We start from the raw sequence: 26274 nt of genomic DNA on the forward strand, positions 1-26274 counted from the left end.
TTTCTGTGGAGGAAAAAAGTTATTAAAACGGATAAAAAAGCACCTATAAATGAGCAAATCAGAGCAAAAGAGGTGCGTTTAGTTGGTGTTGATGGAGAGCAAATAGGAATTGTATCTATCAATGAGGCTTTAGCATTAGCTGAAGAAGCTAATGTTGATTTGGTTGAAATGGTAGCTAATGCTAATCCACCAGTTTGTCGTTTGATGGACTATGGTAAGTACTTATTCGAACAGGGTAAGAAAAAAGCACAAGCTAAAAAGAACCAAAAGCAGACACAGGTAAAAGAAGTAAAGCTTAGACCTGTGACTGATGTAGGGGACTATCAGGTAAAACTACGCAACCTGATAAAGTTTCTAGAAAAGGGCGATAAAGTAAAAGTCACACTTAGATTCAGAGGTAGAGAAATGTCACATAAAGAGCTAGGCATGGAAATGCTTAAGCGTATGGCAAACGATGCTGCTGAATATGGTGCGGTGGAACACCAACCTAAAATGGAAGGTCGCCAAATGATTATGGTTTTAGGACCTAAGAAAAAGTAGTAAATCAATAATAATAACAATTAATACAATGCGGAGTATTTAAAATGCCTAAGTTAAAAACTAAGAGTGGTGCTGCTAAGCGCTTTAAAAAGACTGGTAAGGGTGGTTTCAAACACCGTTGTGCAAATCGTGCTCATATCAATACTAAGATGACTACTAAAAGAAAGCGTCATTTAAGAGGTATGAATCAAGTAGCTAAAGTTGATCAAGCTAGCCTAGTTCAACAGATGCCATACGCATAAGTTTGTTTATCAATTTTTAAAGTGGAGACTAAATAATGTCAAGAGTAAAAAGAGGCGTAACAGCACGCGCACGTCATAAGAAGATTTTAAATCAAGCTAAAGGTTACTATGGTGCTCGTTCAAGAGTATATAGAGTAGCTAAGCAAGCTGTAATTAAAGCTGGTCAATACGCTTATAGAGATCGCAAAGTTAAAAAAAGAACATTCAGATCTCTTTGGATTGTTCGTATTAATGCTGCTGCTAGACAACATGATATTAGCTATAGCCAATTGATCAACGGCTTAAACAAAGCTGGTGTTGAGCTAGATAGAAAAGCATTAGCTGAATTAGCTGTATACAACAAAGATGCTTTCGCTGCTGTTGTTGAAAAAGCAAAAGCTGCTTTAGCTTAATTGAGTATTCTAATCAAATTTTTTCTTTATAAAATCTTGTGAAATTCATAAATCCCTTACTTGTTAAAAGGCTTATTTTAGTCTTTTTTTTAAGTATAGGTATTTTTGTGTTTTTAATTCTCAATGGCTATAAATATTTAGATTTAGATAAGATCAACTTTGCTTACGAGAGAGCTAATTCTTACATAGATAATCATACAATACTAGCCTCTTTTAGTTATGCTTGCATATACATTTTGACAGTATTCTTTTCTGTTCCAATCAAACCATTCTTAAAAATACTTGCCGGACTTTTATTTGGGCTCATGTTGGGTTTTTTTATTTGTTTATTCTCAGCCACGTTGGGAGCGATGTTAGCTTTTTTGATTATTAAATATAATTGGGGAGAGGTGCAAGCAAATCCAAGATTTAAGATCATTTCAAGATTTAAATTGTTGGTAGAAAATTATCCTGTGTCTATATTGTTGATTTCTAGAATTTTACCAATTCCTTTTTTTGTTCCAAATATTTTGGCAGGAATTTTAAAAGTTAAAAACAGTATCTTCTTTTTGACTACTTTGATTGGTATTATTCCTATAACATTTATATATGTATGGTTTGGTGTTCATTTTAAAAACTCTCAATTAGATTATACTAAATTGTTCGATTATAAGTTTCTATTAGCTGTTGTAATTCTGCTATTGTTGACACTACTTCCTTTTATTTTCAAATTGATTTTGCGATGGAAGAAGAGTGCTTAGATAAGATTATATTTCTATAGATTTAAGCATGTTTCTTTAGGCCTTTTATTTTATAGACTTTAAGCTTAATATAGCGAACAAGTGATCGGTCCTGTATATGCAGAACCTCTTTAGCATTACGTGGATGAACCTTTTCGATATCAATAATTGACTTATTGAGCATTAGTCCGTGTGTATGGGTTAAAAGTTTATTTTTATTTGCAAAAGGATTGTGATATAACACGGATGATAGTTCTTGATTGATTTTCTCTAACTTTTTATCGTTTGGATTACTTACAACACCCATAATAGCAAAGTTTACATCGGTATCTTCATATTTTTTTTCATCATAGTAGTTTTGACTATTTGTGAAAATATTTTCTCTATTTATGGGGGCTTTAGTTATAGCTTCAGCATTTACTGCTGAAAACTGTACACATCCAACAATGGCAAAAGGAGATTTGATTTGATTGTAAATCTGTCGATATATATCAGCTAATGTACTTTCTTTATCAAAAGAAAAATATTTAGCTATATAGTTTACAGGAGTGTTTTTAGGAATAAGAAATATCCCAGTTGTTACGAATTCTGGTCCCCACATCAGGGGATCTCTTTCTGTTCTGCTAACATCTGTTCTTGAAGAATAAATCATATCATTAAGCAAAATGCATTCACCAAGGTTATAAATACTTTGAGGTGAGCCTAATTCAAAACCATAATCAAAATTACTTGCAAGGAAACGTTTATATTTTAACTCTTCAGGAACTATGCCTTGGATGACATTATCAACATGGCCTATATATGATAGAGTTTCAGAATTATCATTTTGTTTTTCTAGAAAGATCATTAGGAGCGAGTCCTTATTTTGTAAAAGATGAAATTGTCAAAAATTATTATAAAGTTACAATACTCCCATCATTCTTTGCCATAATTACTTGATCAGCAGGTTTTAATGCAAAAATTCCATTTGTTACAACTCCAGTGATTTGGTTTAGCTCTGTTTCAAGCTTTAGTGGATTATCTATTTTTAGGTTATAGATATCTAGAATGACATTGCCATTATCAGTTGTAGTCTGCTCTCTATATACAGGTTGACCACCTAATTTAATTATTTCTCTAGCTACGTAACTTCTTGCCATTGGGATAACTTCTACAGGAAGAGGAAACTCTCCTAGAGTATTCACTTTTTTAGATTCATCAATAATACAAATAAATTTTTTTGCTGCTGCGACACATATTTTCTCACGTGTAAGTGCTGCACCACCACCTTTGATAAGTTCTTTATGGCTATTACACTCATCAGCACCATCAATATACAAGTCTATATTTCCAGCATAATTTAAATCTACTACTTCAAACCCTAGTGCTTTAAGTTTTTTTGTGGAGTCTTCTGAGCTTGACACTACAGCTTTTATTTTATCTCTATAGTTAGCTAGCTCTTCGATTAAAAAGGCTACTGTGCTACCAGTGCCAACACCTAAGGTTATTTCTGATGTAATATGTTTAGCAGCCTCGCTAGCGGCTAATTTTTTTAGCTCATCTTGTTTACTTTTTTTATTAAAAAACATTTTAAAACTTTCTCTTGTTAAATATTTTACTGAAAATACTTCCTTTGATTATATATATGGTAATCAATACTATTGTTGCTATAAATTGCCACATAATAGACATATGTATGAATATATAGCCAATAGTAATAATAATGCATATAAACGGTATAATTATTCTTAGGGCTATATTGAATATTGGTGATAGTTTAGTATTTGTGCTTTTAAGTATTTCATAACTAAGCTTTTGAGCATCATAAATCCAACCTATAATGAATACGTCAAATAAGAAGATAAATATGATGACTATATGAAGAGCACTCATATTAGAGAAATCAACGTAAGCGATACCAGATTTGATAAAAAATATAGTTATAATAAAGGGAATTAATAGAACTAGCAGTTTAGTATATAATTTCGTTCCAATTTGAAAAATATACTTCAATGATGTAACAAAAACTACTAGGTTAAGTGTTGTGAATATCACCTCAAGTAATAAGTAATACATTGGATAATTTGTTTTTACTATTTTAAAAATAGTTGTAATTTGTATACTTTCTGTTGGTTGTAGGTAGCTTCTGTAGTCACCTAATATAGCATATATAGTTATACAAATCATAAACGAAAAAATTATATTATAAAATATACTTTTAAATGCACTCGTCTTAAGCTTATTAAAGTTATTATCACCAATATTTATAATGTTTTTATAAAATGCTATTGATATAAAATTGCTTAATATTGCGTAAACTAAAGCCAATCCAAACATACAACGAAGTTGTTCAACCTTTTGATAGTTTATGCCAAAAAGGAAATCTTTTATTCCAATTATCCCCTGTGGGGTATATATGACTATTAACATTAATACAGTCACTAAATATAGAGATATGTGAGCAGTAGTCTTAAGCGTCTCATTTAAGTTTATTTTTTTCTTATCCGCAAGTATAAACATTAAAAGGATAGCAATGAATATTGCCAATAGAGATGTGTATATTGGGAAGTTGTTACTAAATTTTAAGCTTTGATTACTCAGTCTATCAATAGCTGGAATATTATCAAAAAAATCTAAAACATAAGTTGACATGTTAAACATAATAAGAGCAACAAAGATAATCATCATTCCAGTTAATAATATACTAGCAGGTTTAAATTTATTGCTGCCTGTGATTTTATAGACTAATTTATTATGAGAATTTAAGTCAGGGAAAGCTTTTTGGAAATATATTGCTATGAGGTTCATTGGATAGCATAATAAAACCAGAAAAGCGATATAAGCGTAGAAAAATTCTAGTCCGTTATATTTGAAAACATTTGAAAAAAATCCGAAGCTAAAGCATATAGATGCAGACACTAGCCCTGTAATCAAAGGTGTCGAAGTTTGTTTAATATTCATTAAATTTCCCTGTCATGTACTAATTAATAGCGCAGTAATTACCGCGGAATGTTATGTTTACAATTAGCTTAGTGCTTTTGTTGTATGAAACCCAAGTTGTACACATTAAAGCACCAAATTGTACAAAGTGAGGATTTCTATTTGCCATAATTAAGCTATTCATTGGATTACCAGCAAAAGCAGGAGTATTTGGATTTACTGCTTTTCTGACATATACATAAGTTTCAATATTAGGATCTGGAGATACTTGTATAACATCGTTGGGCATACCGAACTCTTTAGTATAAGAATAGATGTTTTTGCCAATCCATGCTTTTTGTTGTTCTATATACTTTTGTTTAGTAGCACATGAAAAAAGTGCTAATACTAGTACTATTAAAGCTATTATTCTAAAAGAGTTTTTTTTCATATATTTTCTTCCTATTTTATAAAGCCAGTTTTTTTCATGTATATAGCAAGTAATGATACTGCAGCAGGGGTTATGCCAGGTATACGAGATGCTTCTCCTAATGTTGTGGGCTTTTGTTCAGTTAGTTTCTGAAGAACTTCATTTGAAAGGCCTTTGACTTGAGAATAGTCAAAGTTCTCAGGTATTGCTTTTAGTTCAAGAGTCGATATTTTTTCGATATCTTTATTTTGACGCTCTATGTAACCAGAATATTTAGCAGAGATCTCTATCTGTTCAATCACAGCCTCATCATTCACTTTTAAGTTAACATCTGGAATTTGTTGTAATTTTTTATAGTCTAACTCTGGACGTTTTAGTAAGTCAAAAAGAGTGCTTTCACGAGTCATTTTTTTATCTAAATACTTTTCTAAGTCACGAGCTTTTTGGGTTTGAGGACCAATCCAAGTATTTTTCATCATAGCTATATTTTCATCTATAGCAGTTTTTTTATTGATAAAAAACTCTTGATCTTGTTTGTTTAGCAATCCTAATTCACAGGCTTTATCGGATAGTCTTAAATCTGCATTATCTTCACGTAAAATTAGTCTATACTCTGCACGGGATGTAAACATGCGGTAAGGCTCTTTAGTACCTTTGGTTATCAAGTCATCTATCAATACACCCATATAGCTATTAGAACGAGTTGGATACCATGATTTATCACTGTCTAGACTAATGGCAGCATTTATACCAGCAACTAAACCTTGAGCTCCAGCTTCTTCATACCCTGTGGTTCCATTAATTTGTCCAGCAAAGAATAAATTTTTAATATGCTTAGTTTCAAGGGTTGGTTTAAGGTCTCTAGGATCAAAGAAGTCGTATTCAATTGCATAGCCTGGACGCATAATAAAAGCATTTTCAAAACCCTTAATTGAGCGTATATACTCACACTGTACTTCAAATGGTAAGCTAGTTGATAGACCATTAGGGTACAGCTCAATACTGTTTAAACCCTCAGGTTCAACAAAGATTTGATGTCTGTCTTTCTCTGCAAATCTTACAATCTTATCTTCAATAGAAGGGCAGTAACGTGGTCCTATACCTTCTATAAGTCCACTGTACATTGCTGATTTGTCAAGATTGTTTGTGATAATCTCATGAGTTTTTGTGTTAGTGTAAGTTATATGGCAAGGTATTTGTCTTGGATGTTCAATTTTTCCTTTTGAGAAAAATGAAAAGTGTGGTGTTGGAGTGTCACCGTGTTGTACATCCATAACACTAAAATCGACACTTCGACAATCTATACGTGGAGGAGTGCCTGTTTTGAGTCTATCTACTCTAAATGGTAATGCTCTTAAGCGAGCAGCTAATGCATTTGATGGCTGATCTCCCGCTCGACCTCCAGCTTTAGAAACTTTGCCTATATGTATTTTACCTCCTAAAAATGTCCCAACTGTAAGAACAACTTTTTTTGACTTGAAAGTTATTCCTGTTTTTGTGATAGCTCCATATACAATTCCATTTTCGACTACTAAATCATCTACAGAATCTTGGAAAATATCTAAATTTTCTTGACCATTAAGTAAAGAATTAATTGCTTTTTTATATAAAACTCTATCTGCTTGAGCTCTTGTTGCTCTAACAGCTGGGCCTTTTCGAGAATTAAGGATTCTAAATTGAATACCTGCCATATCAATGGCTTTTGCCATAATACCGCCCATGGCATCTATTTCTTTAACCAAGTGACCCTTGCCAATTCCACCAATGGCTGGGTTACAGGACATTTGTCCGATGGTGTCAATATTGTGAGTAAGTAGTAGAGTTTTTGCGCCTATACGTGCTGAAGCAGCAGCAGCTTCAACGCCTGCATGACCGCCCCCAACAACAATAACATCATAAGTATTGTTATAAATCATAAAGATAAATGTGTATTTTATTTTAATGCTATTAAATTTTACTATATTTTAAAACAAAAATAACTATTCTAGTGATATTAATTAAGTAACTTTTGCAATATAATTCCTAAAATGTTTTTACTACTAAAAGTAGATTTGTAAATGCTTAGTATTAGTGAGATATATCATAAATATGTTGATCAAGACCCTATGAAAGTATTTCAAGATGGAGCTATCAAATCTGCAATTATACTTTTTTCATTTTTAGGTCTCGCAGCATTTTTAAATATTGATAAAAATCTTACTATTATAATTATATTATTTATGGCTAATTTGGCTGGAAGTATTCTGCTGGGGAGTATACAGGCTAAACGTTTGGCTTTTGCATTATATATGATTATAGCCATAATTATCGTTAATATATCTCCATATGTTCACCCTTTGTTTGAAACTAATTTTATGCTAATAGTGTTTGTCGCTTTTATAGCATTTTGGTTTAGAAGGTTTGGAGAGGCTTTTACTATATTTCCGATGATGATTGTAGTCATTACTTGTATTTGTTTTGTGCGCTATCCATTGGAGAAGGACAATCATTTACATTTTACTCTTACAGCTATTTTGATTGGTTTGATTGTTTATCTGGTGATTATTAGAAACTACAAACTAATGAAGGCTAATGATGTTAGTAAAGTATTTAATGAGTTTTTAAAAAATTTTGTGCGTAACTATATTGATACATTTGAAAAGGCAAAATATAGAAGGTTTACACAATCAGATGTTGTTGAAGTAAGTAATTTAAAGTACCAAAATATAAACTCGTTTAAAAATCATGGCTTAATGTTCTTACGTAAAAGCCATCAAGAGCAATGGCGATATTTAAGTCATAACTTAGTGGTTTTTAATCGCTTAACATCAAAATTTTTACTGGTTTATAAAAAACTTACTATTGATTATGTTCGTTTAGGTTTTGAAGAAAGTGAAGCAAAAAAATTATCACAAGATTTAGAAAAAATTTATAAAAACACAATGTTTTTGATGTTATATATACAAAAATCTGCTGAAGTTTTTGAAAAAAAATCTGAGGATATATCTCATTTGAAATATAAGTTTGAAATGAACTATATTCATAAATATCAAAGAGATAAGCAAAAAAGAAAACTTTTATTTAGTAGTTTATTATTTTTGGATGATATGTTTATTGGTTTAGAAAATATCAGAGAGGCGTATTATGATCTTATTTAAGGATAGATATGTAGATAAGCTTTCTGATACTACATTATTAGCCATAAGGGTTTTTATAGCATCGATAGTTGGATTAATAATTTGCTATTTGATATTTAGTTTAAGTGGTGATGATGACTTTAGAGATAGGATATATTGGGTGGTCATAGCAGTAGTTAGTGTTGCAGCTAGTACCAGTACAAGTGTTGTTTACACTAGAGCTAAAGCGATTGTTATTTTCTCATTACTGGGTACTTCAATAGGATCTATAGTATTATTACTAATCCAAAAAAATATACCTCATAATTTTACATTGGTTGCTGCACTGTGCTGTTTTGCTTTAGCATTGTATGTATATACGATGTTTTTAAACTATGCAACTAGTGTTTTTTTTATACATGTATATTTAGTAATGTACTTTGGATTATTTATTGGTTGGGACAAAGAATTATTTTTTGTTAGGGTTACATGTGTAGCAATAGGAACATTAAGTATAGTTTTGATAACTTTCCTTACTAGGGGGCGAAAGAATAGAGTGCTTTTTAACAGAGATATGTATAGGATCTATTCTGAGCTTAAGGATCTTGTTAATAAAGTTGACTGTAGTGTTGAGAATAGGAAGATTATTTCATTGATAGAAAAAAGTATTAAGCTTAATGAAACTTTAGTAAATGCTAAATATGAGTTTTCTGATACAAAAAAATATTATGAATATAAGAAAGTATTGATACTTATAGATGAATTGTTGATTAATCTAAGGACATATAGAACTTTATTTATGCAACAAAAAAAACATGATGATGGTCTATACAAAGAATTTGTGTATTTTACTAAAGAGCAAATACAAAGTAATTTTAAGAAAATAACAATTAGGTATGATAGATTATTAGCTCAAAAGTAGTTTAGTTTATCTCACTTTTGTTTTCGTATTCTGTATTAAAGTTAGTTTTGAGATAATTTATTAAAGAGCTGATTCTTTTAAGTTGATATTTTACGGGTAGTGAAATGATAGAAAGCTTTGTTTCTTCTCTATATTGAGGTAGTATTTCGACTAATCTACCATTTTTGATATCCGCATCAACATAAATATCTACCAATCTGGTGACTCCTAATCCTAGAAGAGCTGCTTGTTTCATAACTCTGCCATTAGTTGCATGAAAACCATTGTTATGAATATGGAGGGTGTATTTATCATTTGTAGAGTTAAAATTCCATTGTTTGATACTACCGTAGATTAGAGGAACATCTTCAAGCTGTCTTGGGTCGGATATCTCACTATATCTCTCAAAAAAGTCTTTACTCGTTACATACTTGGTAGTAACAGTTCTAAGCGGTGAAACTATCAAGTTTGAGTCAGGTAAGTTACCCATACGGATAACTAGATCATAATCGCTATCTATGAGATTGATTCTATTGCTAGAGAAATCAAGATGAAGATTGACTTTTGGATGTAGTCGCTGGAACTTCAAAATTACAGGGGCGATAACATCTTCACCAATTATTCCTCCAACACAGTTGATTTTTATATTACCACTTATTTCGTTGTGTTCTTGGCTAGTTAGTTGCGTTGCTATATCAAGGTCTTGGAGAGCTTGCTTACATTTCTTATAATAATCTTGTCCTATTTCGGTAAGACGAACATGTCTAGTGCTTCTATATAGTAGTTGAGCTTTAAGGTGGCTTTCTAGGTCTTTAATATTTTGGCTTAGGTTTGATTTGGCCATACCTAATATATCTGCTGCCTTTGTAAAGCTTTGCTGTTCTGCGACGTGGATGAAACATTGGATACCTCGCCAATAAATATTGTTCATTATTTAATAACAATGTTTTATGATTATTGGTATTTATCAGTTTAATAAGTTTGTATAAAATTTACAACCAATGAAATGGTGTAAATACTAAAACAAAAAATAAAGGAGAAATAGTATGTCTAAATCATTAGTTGTAATCACTGGGGCAAGTTCTGGAATTGGTGCGGCAATTGCAAAAAGATTTTCTGAAGCAGGCCATTCACTTTTGCTAATAGGTAGAAGAATAGAAAAAATAGAGGAATTAAATTTACCTAACACAATGATTCGTAAGGTAGATGTAACAGATGCTCAAGCTCTAAAAAATGCTATAAAAGAAGCTGAAGCTGAATACGGTCCAGTTGAGTTGTTGGTTAATAATGCAGGTCTAATGTTGCTTGGTCAAATTGATACACAAGATCCTATTGAATGGCAAAAGATGTACGAAGTGAATGTATTGGCATTATTAAATGGTATTCAATCTGTATTGGGTGATATGAAGGCAAGAAAAAGCGGAACGATTATAAATATCAGTTCAATTGCAGGTAAGAAGTCTTTCCCTAATCACGCTGCATATGTTGGTACAAAATTTGCAGTATCTTCAATGAGTGAAAATATACGTGAAGAAGTTGCTGATGATAATGTTAGAATAATGACAATTTGTCCAGGTGCTGTAGAAACTGAGCTTTTAAGTCATACTACATCTGATCAAATTAAATCAGATTATGAAAGTTGGAAAGAGTCTATGGGTGGGGTTTTAGTAGCAGATGATATTGCTCGTACAGCTATGTTTATGTTTAGCCAACCACAAAATATAAATATACGAGAAGTTGTAATTGCTGCAACTAGACAGCCTGCATAATCTTACTTTATAAACACAAAAATTATTCTTTAGAGTTTCTATTGAGTCTTTAAATCAAGCTTATTTCTAATATTCAAAATTATTAATCACTATAAAGGTATGTTAAAATTCTAAGCTAATAATTTAATTAAATATGAGCTTATTCTTTAATGTTTCAAAATCAAACTTTTTTATTTTATGACTTAGAAACTACTGGTATTAACAATTCTTTTGACCAAGTATTACAATTTGCTGCGATTCGCACAGATTTAGACTTTAATGAAATTGAAAGGTTTAATTTTTTTGTGAAGCTAAATCCTGATACAACTCCATCTCCAATTGCAACGATAACGCATCATATTTCTATTGCTCAAGCAAATACTGGTGTGTCAGAATATCAGGCAATTAGAAAAATTCATAAAATCATAAATACACCAGGGACTATTAGTATAGGTTACAATACACTTGGATTTGATGATGAGTTTTTGAGATTTGCTTTTTATAAAAATATGCTACCTCCATATAGTCATCAATTTAAAAATGGTTGTTCAAGGGCTGATTTGTTTCCAATAATTACTTGCTATTATTTATTTTGTAATGATGCTCTTAAGTGGCCTAAAGTTGTCGATGAAGAAGGACAGCAGAAAATATCTTTGAAGTTAGAAAATTTGAATACTGAAAATAATCTATATAGTGGTGGTAGAGCTCATGATGCTATTACAGATGTAATTGTCACAGTAGAGTTAGCTAAAAAGTTAAGAATAGTTAATCCTAAAATGTGGCAGTTTTTATTGGCAAAGTTTAATAAGCAAAATGATGAAAATACTCTAGCTCAACTAGATATCGGTATAGAAGTCGGTGATATTGGGTATAGACAAGCAATTGCAGTAAGTGGAGTTTTTGGCTTTAAAAATAATTTTATGTCGGCCATATTAGATATTGGTCAGCATAGGCATTACAAAAATCAAGAGATATTTCTTCGCTTAGATAGTTATTTATTTAGTGAATTTATAGAAGAGTTTGGCAGTTTAGAAGCAGAACATTGGCGACTGACTGTAAATAAGAAATGGGGTGATATTCCGCTAATATTACCTGCTAAAACTCGTTTTGTGGGGAAATTACCTCAAGATAGACTGGATTTGATAAAGACGAACAAAGAATTTATAAGAAGCAATCCAGAAATATTTGCTAATTTTGTTAATTATGTATTGGAATATAAGTATCCAGAGATTGAAAATGTTGATATAGATGCAGCGATTTATCAAAGTGACTTTATGGGTGCCGCTGATGAAAGGGGTTGTGATAAATTTCATACTTCACAAATTTATCAAAAAGCACAAATGCTTAATCAATTACCAAAACCTTATTATGACAGAGCTGTCAGGATAATTGGTAGATTAGACTTTTCAAAACTACCTGATAAAGCACAGATGGAATTTCAAGATTATCTAAATAAGATTGTTAGCCTAGATAACGATGAGCTTTTGATTGATCATAAAGGTAAAACTCGCAAAACTTTGGAAGATATCTATCAAGAAATGCAAGATTTACGCATGAATCGTGATCTAACAGAAGAACAGCAAGCTTTGCTATATGAGCTCGAAGAATATCTTTTTTAAAAAGACTTTTTATACTTTAGTTTTAGTCACTACTTTTTTTAAGAGTTATAGTGATCCAAAAACTGTAACCGGCAGTGCTGACTTTAATAGATTTTTTGTGACAGCATCCGGAGGTTGGGGACATCTTAGTTCGTCTCCACATAATACAGGAGTTTTTACCACCACGGCAGGGTATTTTTTCACTAAAAATATTACGGGCGAATTTAGATATCTTGGTTATTTTGCGAGCAAACAAGACACTGAGCTTGATGGTAATTCATACTTAGGGCTTGTAAAGTATAATTATGAGTTGTTTAATGGGATAAGAGCAGGTGCTGGTGTGGGCCTTGGTATTGGAAGTAGCTTTCAAAAAAATAAGCTTTTAGGGCTAAGTTCCAGTAAAACCTCGGGTTTGTTCGCAGTTCCAGTAAGTTTATCAGTTCCAACAGGTTTTATTGATAATATGGATTTCTTAATTACATATCTATATGTAAAGTCTTTTGATAAGGGAGAAGCAAACTTTATAACAACAGGACTAAGCTATAGTTTTTAATACAGATATAAAGCTATGTTATAATAAATTCTCAAGGCTTTAGCACAGCTTTTTTATAAAAAAATTAAGTTTGAAGAATGTCAGAATATAAGTTTAAATTAGTAACAAAATATAGCCCAGGTGGCGATCAGCCCAAGGCAATCAAATCGTTAGTTGACGGTGTTAATGGTGGGTTACAGCATCAGGTTTTGCTAGGAGTTACAGGCTCTGGTAAAACATATACTATGGCAAATGTGATTCAACAAACACAAAAACCGTGTTTAATTGTTGCACATAACAAAACTTTAGCAGCTCAATTATATTCAGAGTTTAAGCAATATTTCCCAGATAATGCAGTTGAGTATTTTGTATCATATTACGATTATTATCAACCTGAAGCTTATGTTGCAGCTTCTGATACCTATATAGAAAAAGATTCATCTGTAAATGAGCATATTGAACAAATGCGTCTTTCAGCTACCAAAGCAATACTTGAGCGTAATGATGTAATTATAGTTGCAACCGTATCGGCTATTTATGGTCTAGGTGATCCTGAGCAGTATATGCAGATGCTTTTGCATCTAAAAGTAGGAGAAGAGCTAGGGCTAAAAAAAGCTCAAACTAAGTTAGTAGAGATGCAATATTCGCGTAATGATATGGATTTCAGTCGAGGTAGTTTTCGAGTTAGGGGAGAAATATTGGATATATTCCCAGCAGACTCTGAAAAAGATGCTATTCGAGTAGAATTTTTTGATGATGAAATTGAAGCGATAAGTATGATCGATTCATTAACTTCCAAAAAAATTAAAACATTACATAGAGCAACAATATTTCCAAGTACACATTATGTTGCATCAAAAGAGCGCAAAGATATAGTTATAGAAGAGATCAAAGCAGAACTTAAAGAAAGAGTTAAATATTTTGAAGAAGAAGGTAAATTACTTGAAGCTCAAAGAATAGAACAACGCACCAAGTATGATATTGAAATGATTCAAGAGCTAGGCTATTGCACGGGTATTGAAAACTATTCAAGATTGTTATCAGGTAGAGCTCCTGGCGATCCACCACCAACATTGATTGACTATTTACCAGAAAATGCCTTAGTCATAGTTGATGAGTCGCACGTCACACTACCACAGTTTGGTGGAATGTACAAAGGGGATTTGTCTCGTAAGTCTAATCTTGTTAATTATGGGTTTAGACTGCCTTCTGCTTTGGATAATAGACCTTTGAAATTTAATGAGTTTGAGAATTTGTTGCCTCAGACAATCTATGTATCTGCGACACCAGCTAATTATGAACTTGAAAAGTCTCAAAACACTGTAGAACAAGTGATCAGACCAACTGGTTTATTAGATCCTGAAGTTTCTGTAAGACCTGTTGCTATACAAGTAGAAGATGCGTTATCAGAGATAAATAAGGCTATAGCTAAAGAAGAAAGGATTTTAATAACGACTCTAACAAAAAAAATGGCAGAAAATTTAACAGAGTATCTATCTGAGCATGGTGTTAATGTCAGATATTTACACTCTGATATTGATACTGTTGAGAGAGTCCAAATTATTCATGATTTACGTCATGGTGTATTTGATGTGCTTGTGGGTATTAATCTTCTTAGAGAGGGTCTTGATATGCCAGAGGTTGGAGTTTTATTAATTTTTGATGCTGATAAAGAAGGGTTTTTGCGCTCTGAGAAATCTCTTATCCAAACTATTGGACGTGTAGCTAGGAATCAAAATGGTAGAGCTATCTTGTATGCAGATATTGTCACAAAATCCATGAAAAAAGCTATGGATGAAACTTTACGACGTCGCAACCTTCAAAACGAATATAATCAGAAAAATAATATAACTCCTAAAACAATCATCAAGAGCATAGATGATATGTTAGATAGTTCTCCAGAAATGCAAAAGCGTGCTTATAAAAATAATTCGCGCTTAAAGGTTGATGATGTTGATGTTTCGGCTATACTAGGTATGACTGAAGCTTCGAAGGTTATCAAAGCTCTAGAAAAACGAATGAGAGCTTATGCAAAAGAGCTTGAATTCGAGCAGGCAACGGCAGTTAGAGATAAAATAACGGAAATAAAGCAGAAGTTTATTAATTTATAATTTTACGTTTTTTAAATAAAGTATATTGGTATTATGGCTATTGAAAGTAAATTAAAAAAAGACAGGCTCTTTTTGCGCTTTACATGGGCTAGGTTAAGGAACTACCTGATTAGAGCAAAAAAAAGTCTATATGCATCTATTATTCTATGTGGTTTAATAGTTGGTGTTGATCTATATTTAGGAGATGTTGAGTTTGTTACTCAATCGCTAGAGGTTGGATTTACATTAGCGTTTATACTATTTGTATTTTTCTTTTTAATAACAAAAGATGATAATCCTGTAGATATAATCATTTCAGGTGCAGAAGGCGAAACTACGGTTTTAGATGAGTTAAAAAAATTAGACAATAATTTTGTACTATTTAATCGAGTAGTTTTACCAGATGAGAAATCCACAGTTGGCAATAGAGAAATTGATTTTATTGCAGTATCTCGTAAAGGTATATACATAATTGAGGTTAAGAATAATCGTGGCTATATCGAAGTAGAGAACATGGCCGAGAGATGGAATGTATCAAAGACTTCTCAGAACAACAAAGTCTATGCAAAAACAATAAAAAATCCAATTAGGCAAACATTTGCACAGAAAAAAGTACTACAAACATACCTTTATAAACAAAAAATATATATAAAAGGTATTCCTGTTGTGACTGTTGTTATTTTTGCAAACGATGATGCACAGTTAAGTGAAAATTTCATTGCAGATGATGCTAATCAAGCAGTTTTGTCATTAGGAAATCTAATACCTTTTATTAAAGCAAAAGAAGAATATTTAGAGAAGATGCCTACGCGTTCACGTAGAAAAATAATTCGTAAAATAGAGAAAAAGTAATGCTTGACGATAGGCCTATAGGTGTTTTTGATTCAGGAATTGGTGGTTTAACTGTCGTCAAAAACTTGATGAATATATTGCCAAATGAGGATATTATATATTTTGGTGATATTGCTAGAATACCTTATGGGACTAAATCACGAGCGACTATTCAAAAGTTTGCGGCCCAAACGGCTAAATTTTTGATTGATCAAGAAGTTAAAGCAATAATTATTGCTTGTAATACTATATCAGCTATTGCAAAAGATATCGTTCAAGAAATTGCTAAAACAGTTCCTGTTATTGATGTGATAAGTGCTGGAGTTAGCTTAGTCGATAGTCTTAAAACAGTTGGTGTCATAGCAACACCAGCTACTATTAATAGTAATGCATACGCACTACAAATACACAAAAATAATCCTAGCACAGAAGTTTATAGTAGTTCATGTGGTCTTTTTGTATCTATGATTGAAGAAGGATTTATAGAGGGAGAAGTTGTTGAATTAGTAGCTAAACAATATCTTGAGTATTTTAACGATAAAAACATTCAAGCTCTAATTTTGGGTTGTACACATTATCCTATTATCAAAGATAGTATCGCTAAAGCTCTTGATGTAAAGCTTATAGACCCATCATTACAAGCTAGTAAGATGCTTCAGCAACTGCTTGTTGAAAATAATCTTTTGAATAAAAACAATTCTAATCCAGAGTATAAATTTTATGTTACAGATATTCCTCTGAAGTTTAGATCTGTTGGCGAGATGTTTTTACAAACACAGATGCAACATCTTGAAATAGTTAGTTTAGATAGTTACTAATAGAAAATGCTGGTTACTAACTTGACTTTGATTTAGATATACTATTAACTTTATACCGAAAACACAGGGGTGCATGATTTTTTTTCGAATCATGCTGAGAGGATTTTCCAACCCTTTGAACCTGATCTAGTTAGCACTAGTGTAGGAAGTGTAGTTTGGTTGTATTTGCTATAGTTGTGATTCTATTACTGTATCAATTATACCTTTAATTTCATCTGCCTATACTAGTTTGAATTGAAAATAGGAGATGAAATGACTAACTCTAGAAATCAAGATATTCAAACTAATACAGAAAACTCAACAATAACGATTAAATATCCAAATTCGGAAAAATGTTATGTTGAATGTCTTAGTACAGCACTAAAAGTTCCTTTTAGAAAAATTGCTCAAACAAATACAAATATCGAAGGTAATATCAGTACAAATCCAGATGTTTTTGTCTATGATTCATCTGGAGAGTATTCTTCAGGTAACGCGGTTGATATAGAAAAGGGCTTGTCTAGACATAGATTAAGTTGGCTCAAAAAAAATGAAGATATACAAGGTTTGGGATGTTTCTCATCAGACTATACCAATGCTCAATTTAAAGAAGATAAATTGAATTTTAGAAATAGGCATGTACCTATCAAAGCAAAATATGGTAAAAATGTTTCGCAAATGCATTATGCAAGAAAAGGTATTATAACTCCAGAAATGTATTATGTTGCAATTAGAGAAAATATTCTAAGAGCTAATTTTCATTTAAGTGCTGAGTATACAAATCAACATCAGGGAGTATCATTTGGAGCAAATATTCAAAGAGAAATTACTCCTGAGTTTGTAAGAGACGAAGTTGCTGCGGGTAGAGCTATTATTCCGGCTAATATTAATCATCCAGAATTGGAACCGATGATAATCGGTAGAAATTTCTTGGTTAAAGTTAATGCTAATATTGGGACATCGGCAGTTACATCTTCTACACTAGAAGAAGTTGAAAAAATGGTTATAGCAGTAAAGTGGGGAGCAGATACTGTTATGGATCTTTCTACAGGTAAGCATATTCATCAGACAAGAGAATGGATTATTAGAAATAGTCCCGTACCTATAGGCACAGTTCCTCTTTATCAGGCTTTAGAAAAAGTAAATGGTAAAGCTGAGGATTTAACTTGGGAGATCTATAAAGATACCTTAATTGAACAAGCTGAACAAGGCGTTAGTTATTTTACAATTCATGCTGGAGTTAGAAAAGCCTTTGTTACATTAGCAGCAAACAGAATTACAGGGATTGTTTCGCGCGGTGGATCAATAATGGCTAAGTGGTGTTTACATCATAATCAGGAAAATTTTCTTTATACTCATTTTGAGGAAGTTTGTGAAATTATGAAAGCTTATGATATTAGTTTTTCACTTGGTGATGGGTTAAGACCAGGATCTATAAACGATGCTAATGATAGTGCACAATTGTCAGAATTAAGAACTCTGGGGGAGTTAACTAAAATAGCGTGGAAGCATGATGTACAGGTTATGATAGAGGGACCTGGCCATGTTCCAATGCAATTAATTAAAGAAAACATGGATTATGAGTTAAAAGACTGTTTTGAAGCACCTTTCTATACACTAGGTCCATTAGTTACAGATATTGCTCCTGGATATGATCATATTACATCAGCAATTGGGGCTGCCCAAATTGCTTGGTATGGTACTGCTATGTTATGTTATGTAACTCCAAAAGAGCATCTTGGCCTTCCTAATAAAGAAGATGTAAGAGAGGGAATTGTTACTTATAAGCTAGCAGCGCATGCTGCAGATTTAGCAAAAGGCTTTCCTGGCGCTCAAATAAGAGATAACGCTCTATCAAAGGCAAGATTTGAATTTAGATGGGAAGATCAGTTTAATTTAGGTTTGGATCCTGATAAAGCAAGATATTTTCATGATCAAACATTACCCAAAGAGGGACATAAATTTGCTCATTTTTGTTCTATGTGTGGGCCTAGCTTTTGTTCTATGAAGCTTTCTCAAGATCTTAAGAAAATAGAATCTAAACATGAGTAAAGTCTCAATCCTTGGATCAGGGCTTATGGGTAGAGTTTTAGCACTTTATCTAGTTAAACTATATCCTGATTTAAAAATCGATATCTATACCGATAGTCTGAATTATAAGACAAGCTGTGGCTATTGTGCTGGAGGTATGCTTGCTCCAGTAACTGAGCTAATAAGTTGCCAAAAGCATGTGTATGATCTGGGATTTAATAGCTACGATCTTTGGTATGAATTAAATGTGTTTGTTAATGAAAGTCTAGGTATGGATGACAGCTTTGTAAAAAAGATTAATACCTGTGTTGTTGCACATAATCAAGATAAATATGAGTTGGATTTAGCTATTAGAAATATAGATTTAAGACTAAAAAACTTAGATACAAAGCCTCTTATAGATATATGTTCTACAGAAAAGGTACATACCCTTAATAAAGGACTGTTTTTATCAAGCACTCTTTGTGAAAAAGCTCTAATAGCAGATGAAGCATTAATTGATGTTCCAAAATTCTTTGTATTAACACAAGAGTTATTTCTTAACCTCGAAAATATAAAAATTATTGAAACTACTAAAGAACAATTCTATCGAGAGTGTTTTGATAAAGAGTATGAGCATATATTTGATTGTACAGGTATCTCAAGTGTTGATGATATCAAATTGTATGGTGTAAGAGGGGAGTCGATTATTTTAGAAAATAAAAGTATTAAGTTAGATTCTGTTATTAGGCTTTTACACCCGAGACACGCTATTTATTTGATTCCTAGAGAGAATGGTATTTTTTATCTTGGTGCAACAAGTATTGATAGTAGTGATTATTCTAAGATTTCTGTACAGAGTGCATTAGAGTTGCTAAGTATGTTAGTTACGCTAGATAAGCGTTTTTTAGAAGCAAGGATATTGAAAACTTTAACTAATGTACGTCCGATGAGTATCGATGATAAGCCAATTATAAGTACTAAAGGGAATATAACATATCTAAATGGTTTATCACGACATGGATACTTGTTTTCACCAATGGTTGCACAAACTGTTATAAAGAATAATTATGATTTTGGAGGCTGAATATGCGTATTTTGTTTAATGAAAAAGAGCTAAATTTTGATAATAGTATAACAGTTACAGATTTATTAAAGAGCCAAAAATTTGAATACCCTTGTTTTGCTGTAATGCTTAATAATAGCTTTATAGCAAAAAGAAGTTATTCTGAAGTTTTTCTTAAAAATAATGATGTGGTTGTTACTGTTCAACCAATGCAAGGAGGATAGGTTATGCTTGAGTTGTATGGAGAGCAATTTAACTCAAGATTTATATTAGGAACAGCCTTGTATCCTAGTATTGAAATTATGCTTGAAGCTATAGATAAGTCAGAAGCAGATCTTCTGACCGTATCCTTAAAAAGGTCTGCAAAAAATGTGAATGTTAAAAATCAATTTTGGGAGGAGTTAAAAAATACAGGGTGTAAGTTTTTACCGAATACTGCTGGTTGTAGAAACTCTCAAGAGGCAATAGAAATAGCAGAAATTTCACGTGAAATATTTGCCACTAATTTTATTAAAGTTGAAGTTATAGGAGATGACTATAATTTACAGCCTGATTCTGTCGAGCTAATAGACGCATGTGAGAAGTTAGTAAAAAGAGGATTTAATGTTTTACCTTATACTACAGATGACTTAGTAATTGCTAAAAAATTAATTGACGTTGGTTGTGAGGTCTTAATGCCTTGGGCAGCGCCAATTGGTAGTGGTAAAGGATTGGTAAATCCATACGCTTTGAAAGTTCTAAGAGAACGATTTGATAAGATTAAACTAATTGTTGATGCAGGTATTGGCGTGCCTTCACAAGCATGTGAAATTATGCAGATGGGCTATGATGGTGTATTACTGAACAGTGCTGTAGCATTAGCTGGGAATCCCGCTAGTATGGCTAATGCTTTTAAATTAGCAATATATGCAGGAAGAGAAGCTTTTAAAGCGAAAAGGATGATTGAAAGAGAAATTGCTGTTCCATCAACTAATTTAGTAGATACGCCATTTTGGCACCAGTACTAAGAGATAGTATTATGCGTGATATATTTTTGACCATAGGTGGCTCAGATAGTTCATCAGGAGCTGGTATTCAAGCGGATATCAAAACTGCTAATAACATAGGTGTTCATGCTTGTACAATTATAAGCTGTGTTACTGCACAAAACTCAACCAATATCTTAAATATTGAAAAGGTTTCTAAAGGTATTTTCAAAGAACAAATACAAGTAATAAGTAAAGAGTTTAAGATTAAAGTCATCAAAACTTCAGTACTATCATCTACTGAGCAGATTGATATTGTTGTAGACTTGTTGAATGATTTAAAAGATGTGTTCTACATTTGTGACCCAGTGATGGTGAGTACCACAGGCTATAGCTTGGTTGATTATAGGGTTGTAGAATATTCTAAGCAAAAGCTTTATCCATTAGCTAATATTTTAGTACCAAATCTTGATGAAGCTAAGATGCTTCTTGATGAGTATGATTCTCCTAATGTCGAAATTGCTGAAATAGCTAAAGCAATACAAGAAAAATACAACTGTAAAAGTGTACTTTTGAAAGGGGGGCATGATTCTAATAAAAATATATCTTTGGACTGCTATTATACTCCTGAAGTTAACTATACGTTAACATCAAAAAGATATAAGTTAGATGAAAAAGTAAGAGGAACAGGTTGCACTTTTGCAAGTGCTATTGCTAGTTTTTTAACTTTAGGGTTTGATGTCAATAATTCTATTATTCTAGCTAAGTCATATATTTCTAACGCTATTAAAAGTAGCCAAAAAATAGCATCGCATGGATTCTTAATTGTAGATTCTAAATATATAAATAAACAAGGATTATTTCCTAAAGTAAGTGTGCATGGTAAAGATCTAAATATAAAATTTAGATCAATTAATAAAACTGGCTTTTACCCGATAGTTGACAGTGCTGATAAGATACCTAGTTTAGCTAACTTAGGGGTTAAAACTATACAGCTTAGAATTAAATCAAATGATAGTGAGTATATACAAAAGCATATTGTAGAAGCTGTAGAGTATCAAAACAAATATGGTCTGCAATTATTTATAAATGACTACTATGAATTAGCAATTAAACATAAAGCTTTTGGTGTACATCTTGGGCATGAGGATTTATTAAGTATAGATAGGCAAACTTTATTAAAAATCAAAAATACAGATATAGCATTAGGCCTAAGTACACATGATTATTATGAGTTAGCAATAGCTTTGGGAGTTAATCCTAGTTATATAGCTTTAGGTCCTATATATACGACAAATACTAAAAAAATGAAATTTGCACCACAAGGTATCAATAAGATTCATGAGTGGTTAAATATCACTAATACGCGATTGGTTACAATTGGAGGTATAAAGAAGAGGCACATTCAGTCTATAGCGAATATAGGAGTCGATGGTATAGCTGTAGTCACACTAATAGATGAGATATCTAATTATGAAATACAAAACATAATAAAGTTATTGGAGAAGTAGATGATTCATCATCATAAAATATCAGAATCTGAACTTGAATATTATAAGCGACAAATTATTCTTGATGGTTTTGGTATTGATGCTCAAAAAAAATTAAAAAAGTTTAAAGTGTTGCTTATAGGTGTGGGTGGAGTGGGCTCACCTGTAGCCACTTACCTAACTGGTTTGGGTATTGGGGAATTGAGTATAGTTGATGATGACTCGGTTTCAATATCAAATTTACACAGGCAGGTTTTATTTGATATTGATCACTTAAGGGAAAGTAAAGCAGTCATAGCTAAAAATAGGTTGCAAAAGCTTAATCCGTATATAAGTATAACTGCAATTACACAAAGGTTAACTAATCATAACTATACTAAACTAGATATGGAAAAGTATCATTTAATAATAGATACAAGTGATAATTATTTAACTAAAATACTAAGTAATAAAATTTCATTAGAATATTCTATACCCTTATTATCAGGAGGAGTTTTAGGGTTGGACTTTCAAGCAGGAATATTTAATATTAGCCATAGTTCGGCATGTTTAAATTGTTTATATCCTGATCTGGATAAAGTAGAGCACAAGAATACTTTAGGAGTTATTGGCATAGTAGCTGGTCAGGCAGGCTTAACTCTGGCGAACTTAGCAATCAATTTTTTATTAAAAAAACAAGACTATCAGAGTTCTACTTTATATAGATATAACGCAACATCAATGCAACTAAATAAATTTGATTTGTCCAAAGACATTGATTGTAACCTATGTCAGTAATTTGTATTTTTTATAGATTTAAATTCTTCTAAATAAAGCTAAAAAAATGTATGATTTGCTAAACTTGATTATTAAAGTGAGTATTGTAAATGTACGATAAAGACAGTAGAAATGTTATTTTATTAGCTGGAATTGGTGCAATTCTTGAGTTTTATGATTTTGTTTTATATATGATTTTTTCTAAAGAAATCTCAGCAACTTTTTTTGCTAAAATTACAAATCCTACTATCAAGGCATTTTTGACAGTATTAATATTTTCGATAGCATACCTAGTTAGACCATTTGCAGGAACGATATTAGGGATTGTTGGTGATTTGATAGGGCGAAGACGTCTACTATTATTTACAATATTATTAATGGGAAGTTGTTCATTGTGTATGGGATTGATGCCTGGATATGCTCAGTGGGGACTATATGCGAGCTTTGTGTTTGTGTTATTACGTATTTTGCAAGGTATTGCTTTGGGTGGGGAGTTGCCTGGGGCTTATGTTATTGTATATGAATCAGTTAAAGGTAAAATAGGTTTTGCCACCGCGATATTATTTACGTTTGTAACAGGTGGATTTTTATTTTCTGACTTTGTAGGTTTTGCTCTTGAGTATATATTTGGTGATTTTGCTGTTGGCAATATACTCATCAAAGATAATAAATTATCAGGTGTGATTGATTTTGGTGGCACTGCCATGGGCGATCCCGCTTGCGATCTTGTCATTGCTTGGACTTACTTAAGCGGTAAAGCACGCGATATTTTTGTATCTGAAATGGGATTAGATGATGACACATGGCTTAGAGCACGTGCCTGGGTGCTGTGGAAAGCGACATTTGAACTTTGCAATATCACAGATAAAAGTAGTCCAGAGGCTTTGTTACAGAAAAATATTATTGATGAGGTAATAAATGAGTAAAAACAATTCAAAAAATTTGGCTAATAAAGGGCCCAACCCTAATACTAAAACACCACTTGATGGTTATGAAGATCTTGTGTTTTTAAAAAACATTATTTCATCTCCTAATATACATGTAGGAGATTATACTTACTATGATGATAGGCGATATGGCGCTAAGAATTTTGAAGAAAATAATGTATTGTATAATTATCAAACTGACAGGGTAAAACTTGTTTTTGGGAAGTTTTGTGCAATTGCTGCTGAAACTAAATTTATTATGACAGGTGATCATAAACTCGATGCTATTAGCACCTATCCTTTTCCAATTTTTAAAAATGGTTGGGAAAGTTTATATGATGTAAATCAATTACCTATTAAGGGTGACATTATCGTAAAAAATGATGTCTGGTTTGGGTACAATAGTATGGTGAGAAATGGCGTGACAATTGGGAATGGTGCGATCATTGGCGCAAACAGCTTTGTTGTAAAGGATGTACCTGATTACGCTATAGTTGCAGGCAATCCAGCCAAAATTGTTAAAATGCGTTTTGATGAAAAGAAAATTGCTCGCCTTTTGGAGATTGCTTGGTGGGATTGGGACATAGAAAAAATCAATGCTAAATTACCGGCTATTTGCAGTTTGGATATTGAAGCGTTAGGTGATGACTAGTTGATCCACGGCAAATACAGGAAAATTATCGTTAATGTTTAAGAGTGAAGGTGAATATCACAAGGTTATTTATGAGTCGAGGTAATAAATGAATAAAATAATTTTATTAAATGGTGCTGGTTCTAGCGGCAAGACCTCGATCGCAAGAAGCATACAGTATTTAAGCAATGAACAGTGGCTCACCTTTGGCGTTGATACATTTATCGAGATGACGCCATATCCATCACCTGGTAAAGATAGTGAATATTTTGATTTTGTACCTGGAGAGAATGAGCGTGGGCCTCTCATGTCAGTTAAATCAAAACCAACTGGAGATAAATTGTTTGGCGCAATGGCTGATTTTGCGCATATGCTTGGCTCTAGAGGCAACAATATTATCATAGATGAAGTTTTGTTTAATGATAATCAGCTAAAGTCCTATGTAGATAAATTAGCTGACCATACTGTGTACTTTATTGGTGTTAAATGCGATTTGGCTATTATGCAAGAGCGTGAATATTTACGGCGAGAAAGAGCGCTTGGTTTATCCAACGATCAATTTGATAGAGTGCATACTGGTACCCGAGAATATGATTTGACAGTCGATACAAGCAATACTTCGGTATTTGATGTTGCTAAAGAAATAATAGCTTTCATAAAAAACAATCCAGATCCTAAAGGCTTTAATAATATGAGAGGAAAACTGTAATGAGTATTAATGCAACTTACCTTGATTTATGTACTCAAGTTTACGAGATAAGCAAACCGACCGCGCCAGAAGACGCTTTTGCTTTTTATAAAAGTTATGCAGATGAAGCGAGTGGAGCTATTTTAGAGCCAATGTGTGGTACTGGTCGCTTCTTACTGCCTCTAGCAAAAGATGGATATAAAATTGAAGGCTCAGACGCAAGTGAACACATGCTAGATGTCCTTATGAGTAAAGCAGAAAAAATGTCTCTAAATGTAAACATTTGGAAATCTGTAGCAAGTGAAATACCAGATAATAAAATTTATTCGCTTATCTTTATTCCAAGCGGCTCCTTTGGATTAATAACTGATTCTGATGAAATATCAAAAACTTTAAAATCATTTTATAACCATTTAGATGATGGTGGTGTTCTTGTTTTTGAAGTAGAGACAAAACTTGCAGTACCAGAATTAGGTGTATGGCATGGCTCTAAGTGGCTGCGCCCAGATGGCAAAATGATCCTGCTATCTTCTTGTGTTTCGATTGATGGCGATATCTGCTCTTCTGTAGCCAAGTATGAGCTGATTGATAAAAATAAAGTGATTCAGACTGAAGTTGAAGAATATAAGATTAAAATATATGAGACGGGAAAATTACTAGAATTGCTAAAGAGCATAGGGTTTCGTGATGTTAAAACACTAAAGGCTTTTCGGGTCAAGCCAGGATACGTGTAAAAATAGGACATTAAGTTTATTTAGTAATATTTAATTTAATCCATTTATTAACTAATGTAATAAAATATGAGCCTTTCCAAATAATTGTGTAAATTCATTTACATAAACCTCTGAATTCTATCTTCAAATTCGATAGCGAAATAAGGCATAGCTTCACTCCAGTATCTCACAGGCATAGACCATTTTTTGGTTAAA

General features: G+C 32.3%; 28 protein-coding genes and 1 riboswitch. Of the genes, 22 read left to right on the top strand and 6 right to left on the bottom strand.

What is annotated here, in order from left to right:
• The first annotated feature begins 3 nt into the window (after positions 1-3).
• From infC to F3D57_RS06205, 4 genes are read left to right on the top strand one after another with little or no spacing between them, the layout of a single operon-like run.
• Positions 4-540: a translation initiation factor IF-3 gene (gene infC, locus F3D57_RS06190; RefSeq protein ID WP_146421990.1), complete on the top strand. Its 537-nt coding sequence runs from the start codon at positions 4-6 to the stop codon at positions 538-540.
• Between the two features lie 44 nt (positions 541-584).
• Complete coding sequence (rpmI, locus tag F3D57_RS06195) at positions 585-782, top strand: 50S ribosomal protein L35 (RefSeq protein WP_013922898.1); 198 nt, start codon at positions 585-587, stop codon at positions 780-782.
• Between the two features lie 35 nt (positions 783-817).
• On the top strand, positions 818-1174 hold the full coding sequence (rplT, locus tag F3D57_RS06200) for a 50S ribosomal protein L20 (RefSeq protein WP_013922899.1): 357 nt from the start codon (positions 818-820) through the stop codon (positions 1172-1174).
• Positions 1175-1212: 38 nt separating this feature from the next.
• Positions 1213-1914 carry a TVP38/TMEM64 family protein gene (locus tag F3D57_RS06205; protein WP_191092362.1) on the top strand — a complete coding sequence of 234 codons (702 nt, stop codon included), beginning with the start codon at positions 1213-1215 and terminating at the stop codon, positions 1912-1914.
• Positions 1915-1936: 22 nt separating this feature from the next.
• Here the strand turns inward: F3D57_RS06205 and F3D57_RS06210 are convergent, their stop codons facing one another.
• Genes F3D57_RS06210 through mnmG form a run of 5 tightly spaced genes read right to left on the bottom strand, consistent with a single transcriptional unit; the run spans position 1937 to position 7137 of the window.
• Positions 1937-2740: a hypothetical protein gene (locus F3D57_RS06210; protein ID WP_013922901.1), complete on the bottom strand. Its 804-nt coding sequence runs from the start codon at positions 2738-2740 to the stop codon at positions 1937-1939.
• Positions 2741-2786: 46 nt separating this feature from the next.
• Positions 2787-3461, bottom strand: coding sequence for a ribose-5-phosphate isomerase RpiA (gene rpiA / locus F3D57_RS06215; RefSeq protein ID WP_149368453.1), 675 nt, complete (start codon positions 3459-3461; stop codon positions 2787-2789).
• Between the two features lies 1 nt (position 3462).
• Positions 3463-4833, bottom strand: coding sequence for a hypothetical protein (locus F3D57_RS06220; protein WP_149368452.1), 1371 nt, complete (start codon positions 4831-4833; stop codon positions 3463-3465).
• 19 nt (positions 4834-4852) lie between these two features.
• The gene (locus F3D57_RS06225) at positions 4853-5242 is read right to left on the bottom strand and encodes a hypothetical protein (RefSeq protein WP_150465593.1); all 390 of its coding nucleotides are present in this window, start codon (positions 5240-5242) and stop codon (positions 4853-4855) included.
• 11 nt (positions 5243-5253) lie between these two features.
• Positions 5254-7137, bottom strand: a complete 1884-nt coding sequence (gene mnmG / locus F3D57_RS06230; RefSeq protein WP_150465594.1) for a tRNA uridine-5-carboxymethylaminomethyl(34) synthesis enzyme MnmG — start codon at positions 7135-7137, stop codon at positions 5254-5256.
• 141 nt (positions 7138-7278) lie between these two features.
• On the opposite strand from mnmG, the gene F3D57_RS06235 reads away from it, so the two are divergent.
• A complete protein-coding gene (locus F3D57_RS06235) occupies positions 7279-8358 on the top strand; it encodes a hypothetical protein (RefSeq protein WP_150465595.1) in 1080 nt (359 codons plus the stop codon).
• Positions 8345-9238, top strand: a complete 894-nt coding sequence (locus F3D57_RS06240) for an FUSC family protein (RefSeq protein WP_146421997.1) — start codon at positions 8345-8347, stop codon at positions 9236-9238. Before F3D57_RS06235 ends, F3D57_RS06240 begins: the two co-directional genes overlap by 14 nt.
• Before the next feature lies 1 nt (position 9239).
• Here F3D57_RS06240 and F3D57_RS06245 read toward each other — a convergent pair whose 3' ends face one another.
• The gene (locus tag F3D57_RS06245) at positions 9240-10148 is read right to left on the bottom strand and encodes a LysR family transcriptional regulator (protein ID WP_150465596.1); all 909 of its coding nucleotides are present in this window, start codon (positions 10146-10148) and stop codon (positions 9240-9242) included.
• Between the two features lie 115 nt (positions 10149-10263).
• Here F3D57_RS06245 and F3D57_RS06250 point away from each other — a divergent pair, with 115 nt between their 5' ends.
• The 16 genes from F3D57_RS06250 (at position 10264) to F3D57_RS06325 (ending at position 26079) form a co-directional block, all read left to right on the top strand.
• On the top strand, positions 10264-10986 hold the full coding sequence (locus F3D57_RS06250) for an SDR family oxidoreductase (protein WP_150465597.1): 723 nt from the start codon (positions 10264-10266) through the stop codon (positions 10984-10986).
• Between the two features lie 149 nt (positions 10987-11135).
• Positions 11136-12584, top strand: coding sequence for an exodeoxyribonuclease I (locus F3D57_RS06255; protein ID WP_150465598.1), 1449 nt, complete (start codon positions 11136-11138; stop codon positions 12582-12584).
• On the top strand, positions 12559-13116 hold the full coding sequence (locus F3D57_RS06260; protein WP_150465599.1) for a porin family protein: 558 nt from the start codon (positions 12559-12561) through the stop codon (positions 13114-13116). Before F3D57_RS06255 ends, F3D57_RS06260 begins: the two co-directional genes overlap by 26 nt.
• Before the next feature lie 77 nt (positions 13117-13193).
• Positions 13194-15206 carry an excinuclease ABC subunit UvrB gene (gene uvrB / locus F3D57_RS06265; protein ID WP_013922913.1) on the top strand — a complete coding sequence of 671 codons (2013 nt, stop codon included), beginning with the start codon at positions 13194-13196 and terminating at the stop codon, positions 15204-15206.
• A gap of 33 nt (positions 15207-15239) precedes the next feature.
• A complete protein-coding gene (locus tag F3D57_RS06270) occupies positions 15240-16037 on the top strand; it encodes a nuclease-related domain-containing protein (RefSeq protein WP_013922914.1) in 798 nt (265 codons plus the stop codon).
• Positions 16037-16834, top strand: a complete 798-nt coding sequence (gene murI / locus F3D57_RS06275; RefSeq protein ID WP_013922915.1) for a glutamate racemase — start codon at positions 16037-16039, stop codon at positions 16832-16834. The genes F3D57_RS06270 and murI overlap by 1 nt, the downstream gene beginning before the upstream one ends.
• A gap of 55 nt (positions 16835-16889) precedes the next feature.
• Positions 16890-16999: riboswitch (TPP riboswitch) on the top strand.
• An 87-nt stretch (positions 17000-17086) separates the two neighbouring features.
• Positions 17087-18865: a phosphomethylpyrimidine synthase ThiC gene (gene thiC, locus F3D57_RS06280; RefSeq protein WP_150465600.1), complete on the top strand. Its 1779-nt coding sequence runs from the start codon at positions 17087-17089 to the stop codon at positions 18863-18865.
• Positions 18858-19910, top strand: a complete 1053-nt coding sequence (locus F3D57_RS06285; protein WP_150465601.1) for an FAD-dependent oxidoreductase — start codon at positions 18858-18860, stop codon at positions 19908-19910. Before thiC ends, F3D57_RS06285 begins: the two co-directional genes overlap by 8 nt.
• Before the next feature lie 2 nt (positions 19911-19912).
• Positions 19913-20113, top strand: a complete 201-nt coding sequence (gene thiS / locus F3D57_RS06290; RefSeq protein WP_013922918.1) for a sulfur carrier protein ThiS — start codon at positions 19913-19915, stop codon at positions 20111-20113.
• Between the two features lie 3 nt (positions 20114-20116).
• Entirely contained in the window at positions 20117-20896 is a 780-nt protein-coding gene (locus F3D57_RS06295; protein WP_149368442.1) for a thiazole synthase, read from the top strand.
• A gap of 11 nt (positions 20897-20907) precedes the next feature.
• Positions 20908-22365, top strand: coding sequence for a bifunctional hydroxymethylpyrimidine kinase/phosphomethylpyrimidine kinase (gene thiD, locus F3D57_RS06300; protein ID WP_150465602.1), 1458 nt, complete (start codon positions 20908-20910; stop codon positions 22363-22365).
• Positions 22366-23121, top strand: a complete 756-nt coding sequence (locus tag F3D57_RS06305) for a HesA/MoeB/ThiF family protein (RefSeq protein ID WP_150465603.1) — start codon at positions 22366-22368, stop codon at positions 23119-23121. It begins immediately after the preceding gene.
• 89 nt (positions 23122-23210) lie between these two features.
• Positions 23211-24026 (top strand): MFS transporter, encoded by an 816-nt coding sequence (locus F3D57_RS06310; RefSeq protein WP_150465604.1) that lies wholly within the window; start codon positions 23211-23213, stop codon positions 24024-24026.
• Positions 24019-24678 (top strand): CatB-related O-acetyltransferase, encoded by a 660-nt coding sequence (locus tag F3D57_RS06315; RefSeq protein ID WP_150464735.1) that lies wholly within the window; start codon positions 24019-24021, stop codon positions 24676-24678. Before F3D57_RS06310 ends, F3D57_RS06315 begins: the two co-directional genes overlap by 8 nt.
• 88 nt (positions 24679-24766) lie before the next feature.
• Positions 24767-25366, top strand: coding sequence for a chloramphenicol phosphotransferase CPT family protein (locus F3D57_RS06320; RefSeq protein ID WP_150465605.1), 600 nt, complete (start codon positions 24767-24769; stop codon positions 25364-25366).
• On the top strand, positions 25366-26079 hold the full coding sequence (locus F3D57_RS06325; RefSeq protein WP_150465606.1) for a class I SAM-dependent methyltransferase: 714 nt from the start codon (positions 25366-25368) through the stop codon (positions 26077-26079). The genes F3D57_RS06320 and F3D57_RS06325 overlap by 1 nt, the downstream gene beginning before the upstream one ends.
• Positions 26080-26274: the final 195 nt, after the last annotated feature.

This window comes from Francisella sp. SYW-2 (genome assembly GCF_008711475.1).
Lineage (GTDB): Bacteria > Pseudomonadota > Gammaproteobacteria > Francisellales > Francisellaceae > Francisella > Francisella salimarina.

Excerpts from the sequence above, each read along its gene's own strand:
- thiS (WP_013922918.1), top strand. The coding sequence starts at position 19,913 with ATGCGTATTTTGTTTAATGAAAAAGAGCTAAATTTTGATAATAGTATA.
- F3D57_RS06240 (WP_146421997.1), top strand. The coding sequence starts at position 8,345 with ATGATCTTATTTAAGGATAGATATGTAGATAAGCTTTCTGATACTACA.
- F3D57_RS06295 (WP_149368442.1), top strand. The coding sequence starts at position 20,117 with ATGCTTGAGTTGTATGGAGAGCAATTTAACTCAAGATTTATATTAGGA.
- F3D57_RS06235 (WP_150465595.1), top strand. The coding sequence starts at position 7,279 with ATGCTTAGTATTAGTGAGATATATCATAAATATGTTGATCAAGACCCT.
- F3D57_RS06320 (WP_150465605.1), top strand. The coding sequence starts at position 24,767 with ATGAATAAAATAATTTTATTAAATGGTGCTGGTTCTAGCGGCAAGACC.
- thiC (WP_150465600.1), top strand. The coding sequence starts at position 17,087 with ATGACTAACTCTAGAAATCAAGATATTCAAACTAATACAGAAAACTCA.
- F3D57_RS06270 (WP_013922914.1), top strand. The coding sequence starts at position 15,240 with ATGGCTATTGAAAGTAAATTAAAAAAAGACAGGCTCTTTTTGCGCTTT.
- rplT (WP_013922899.1), top strand. The coding sequence starts at position 818 with ATGTCAAGAGTAAAAAGAGGCGTAACAGCACGCGCACGTCATAAGAAG.
- F3D57_RS06260 (WP_150465599.1), top strand. The coding sequence starts at position 12,559 with ATGAGCTCGAAGAATATCTTTTTTAAAAAGACTTTTTATACTTTAGTT.
- rpmI (WP_013922898.1), top strand. The coding sequence starts at position 585 with ATGCCTAAGTTAAAAACTAAGAGTGGTGCTGCTAAGCGCTTTAAAAAG.
- F3D57_RS06255 (WP_150465598.1), top strand. The coding sequence starts at position 11,136 with ATGTTTCAAAATCAAACTTTTTTATTTTATGACTTAGAAACTACTGGT.
- F3D57_RS06245 (WP_150465596.1), bottom strand. The coding sequence starts at position 10,148 with ATGAACAATATTTATTGGCGAGGTATCCAATGTTTCATCCACGTCGCA.
- F3D57_RS06285 (WP_150465601.1), top strand. The coding sequence starts at position 18,858 with ATGAGTAAAGTCTCAATCCTTGGATCAGGGCTTATGGGTAGAGTTTTA.
- F3D57_RS06325 (WP_150465606.1), top strand. The coding sequence starts at position 25,366 with ATGAGTATTAATGCAACTTACCTTGATTTATGTACTCAAGTTTACGAG.
- F3D57_RS06220 (WP_149368452.1), bottom strand. The coding sequence starts at position 4,833 with ATGAATATTAAACAAACTTCGACACCTTTGATTACAGGGCTAGTGTCT.
- F3D57_RS06210 (WP_013922901.1), bottom strand. The coding sequence starts at position 2,740 with ATGATCTTTCTAGAAAAACAAAATGATAATTCTGAAACTCTATCATAT.
- F3D57_RS06250 (WP_150465597.1), top strand. The coding sequence starts at position 10,264 with ATGTCTAAATCATTAGTTGTAATCACTGGGGCAAGTTCTGGAATTGGT.
- murI (WP_013922915.1), top strand. The coding sequence starts at position 16,037 with ATGCTTGACGATAGGCCTATAGGTGTTTTTGATTCAGGAATTGGTGGT.
- uvrB (WP_013922913.1), top strand. The coding sequence starts at position 13,194 with ATGTCAGAATATAAGTTTAAATTAGTAACAAAATATAGCCCAGGTGGC.
- mnmG (WP_150465594.1), bottom strand. The coding sequence starts at position 7,137 with ATGATTTATAACAATACTTATGATGTTATTGTTGTTGGGGGCGGTCAT.
- F3D57_RS06225 (WP_150465593.1), bottom strand. The coding sequence starts at position 5,242 with ATGAAAAAAAACTCTTTTAGAATAATAGCTTTAATAGTACTAGTATTA.
- thiD (WP_150465602.1), top strand. The coding sequence starts at position 20,908 with ATGCGTGATATATTTTTGACCATAGGTGGCTCAGATAGTTCATCAGGA.
- F3D57_RS06305 (WP_150465603.1), top strand. The coding sequence starts at position 22,366 with ATGATTCATCATCATAAAATATCAGAATCTGAACTTGAATATTATAAG.
- rpiA (WP_149368453.1), bottom strand. The coding sequence starts at position 3,461 with ATGTTTTTTAATAAAAAAAGTAAACAAGATGAGCTAAAAAAATTAGCC.
- F3D57_RS06315 (WP_150464735.1), top strand. The coding sequence starts at position 24,019 with ATGAGTAAAAACAATTCAAAAAATTTGGCTAATAAAGGGCCCAACCCT.
- F3D57_RS06310 (WP_150465604.1), top strand. The coding sequence starts at position 23,211 with ATGTACGATAAAGACAGTAGAAATGTTATTTTATTAGCTGGAATTGGT.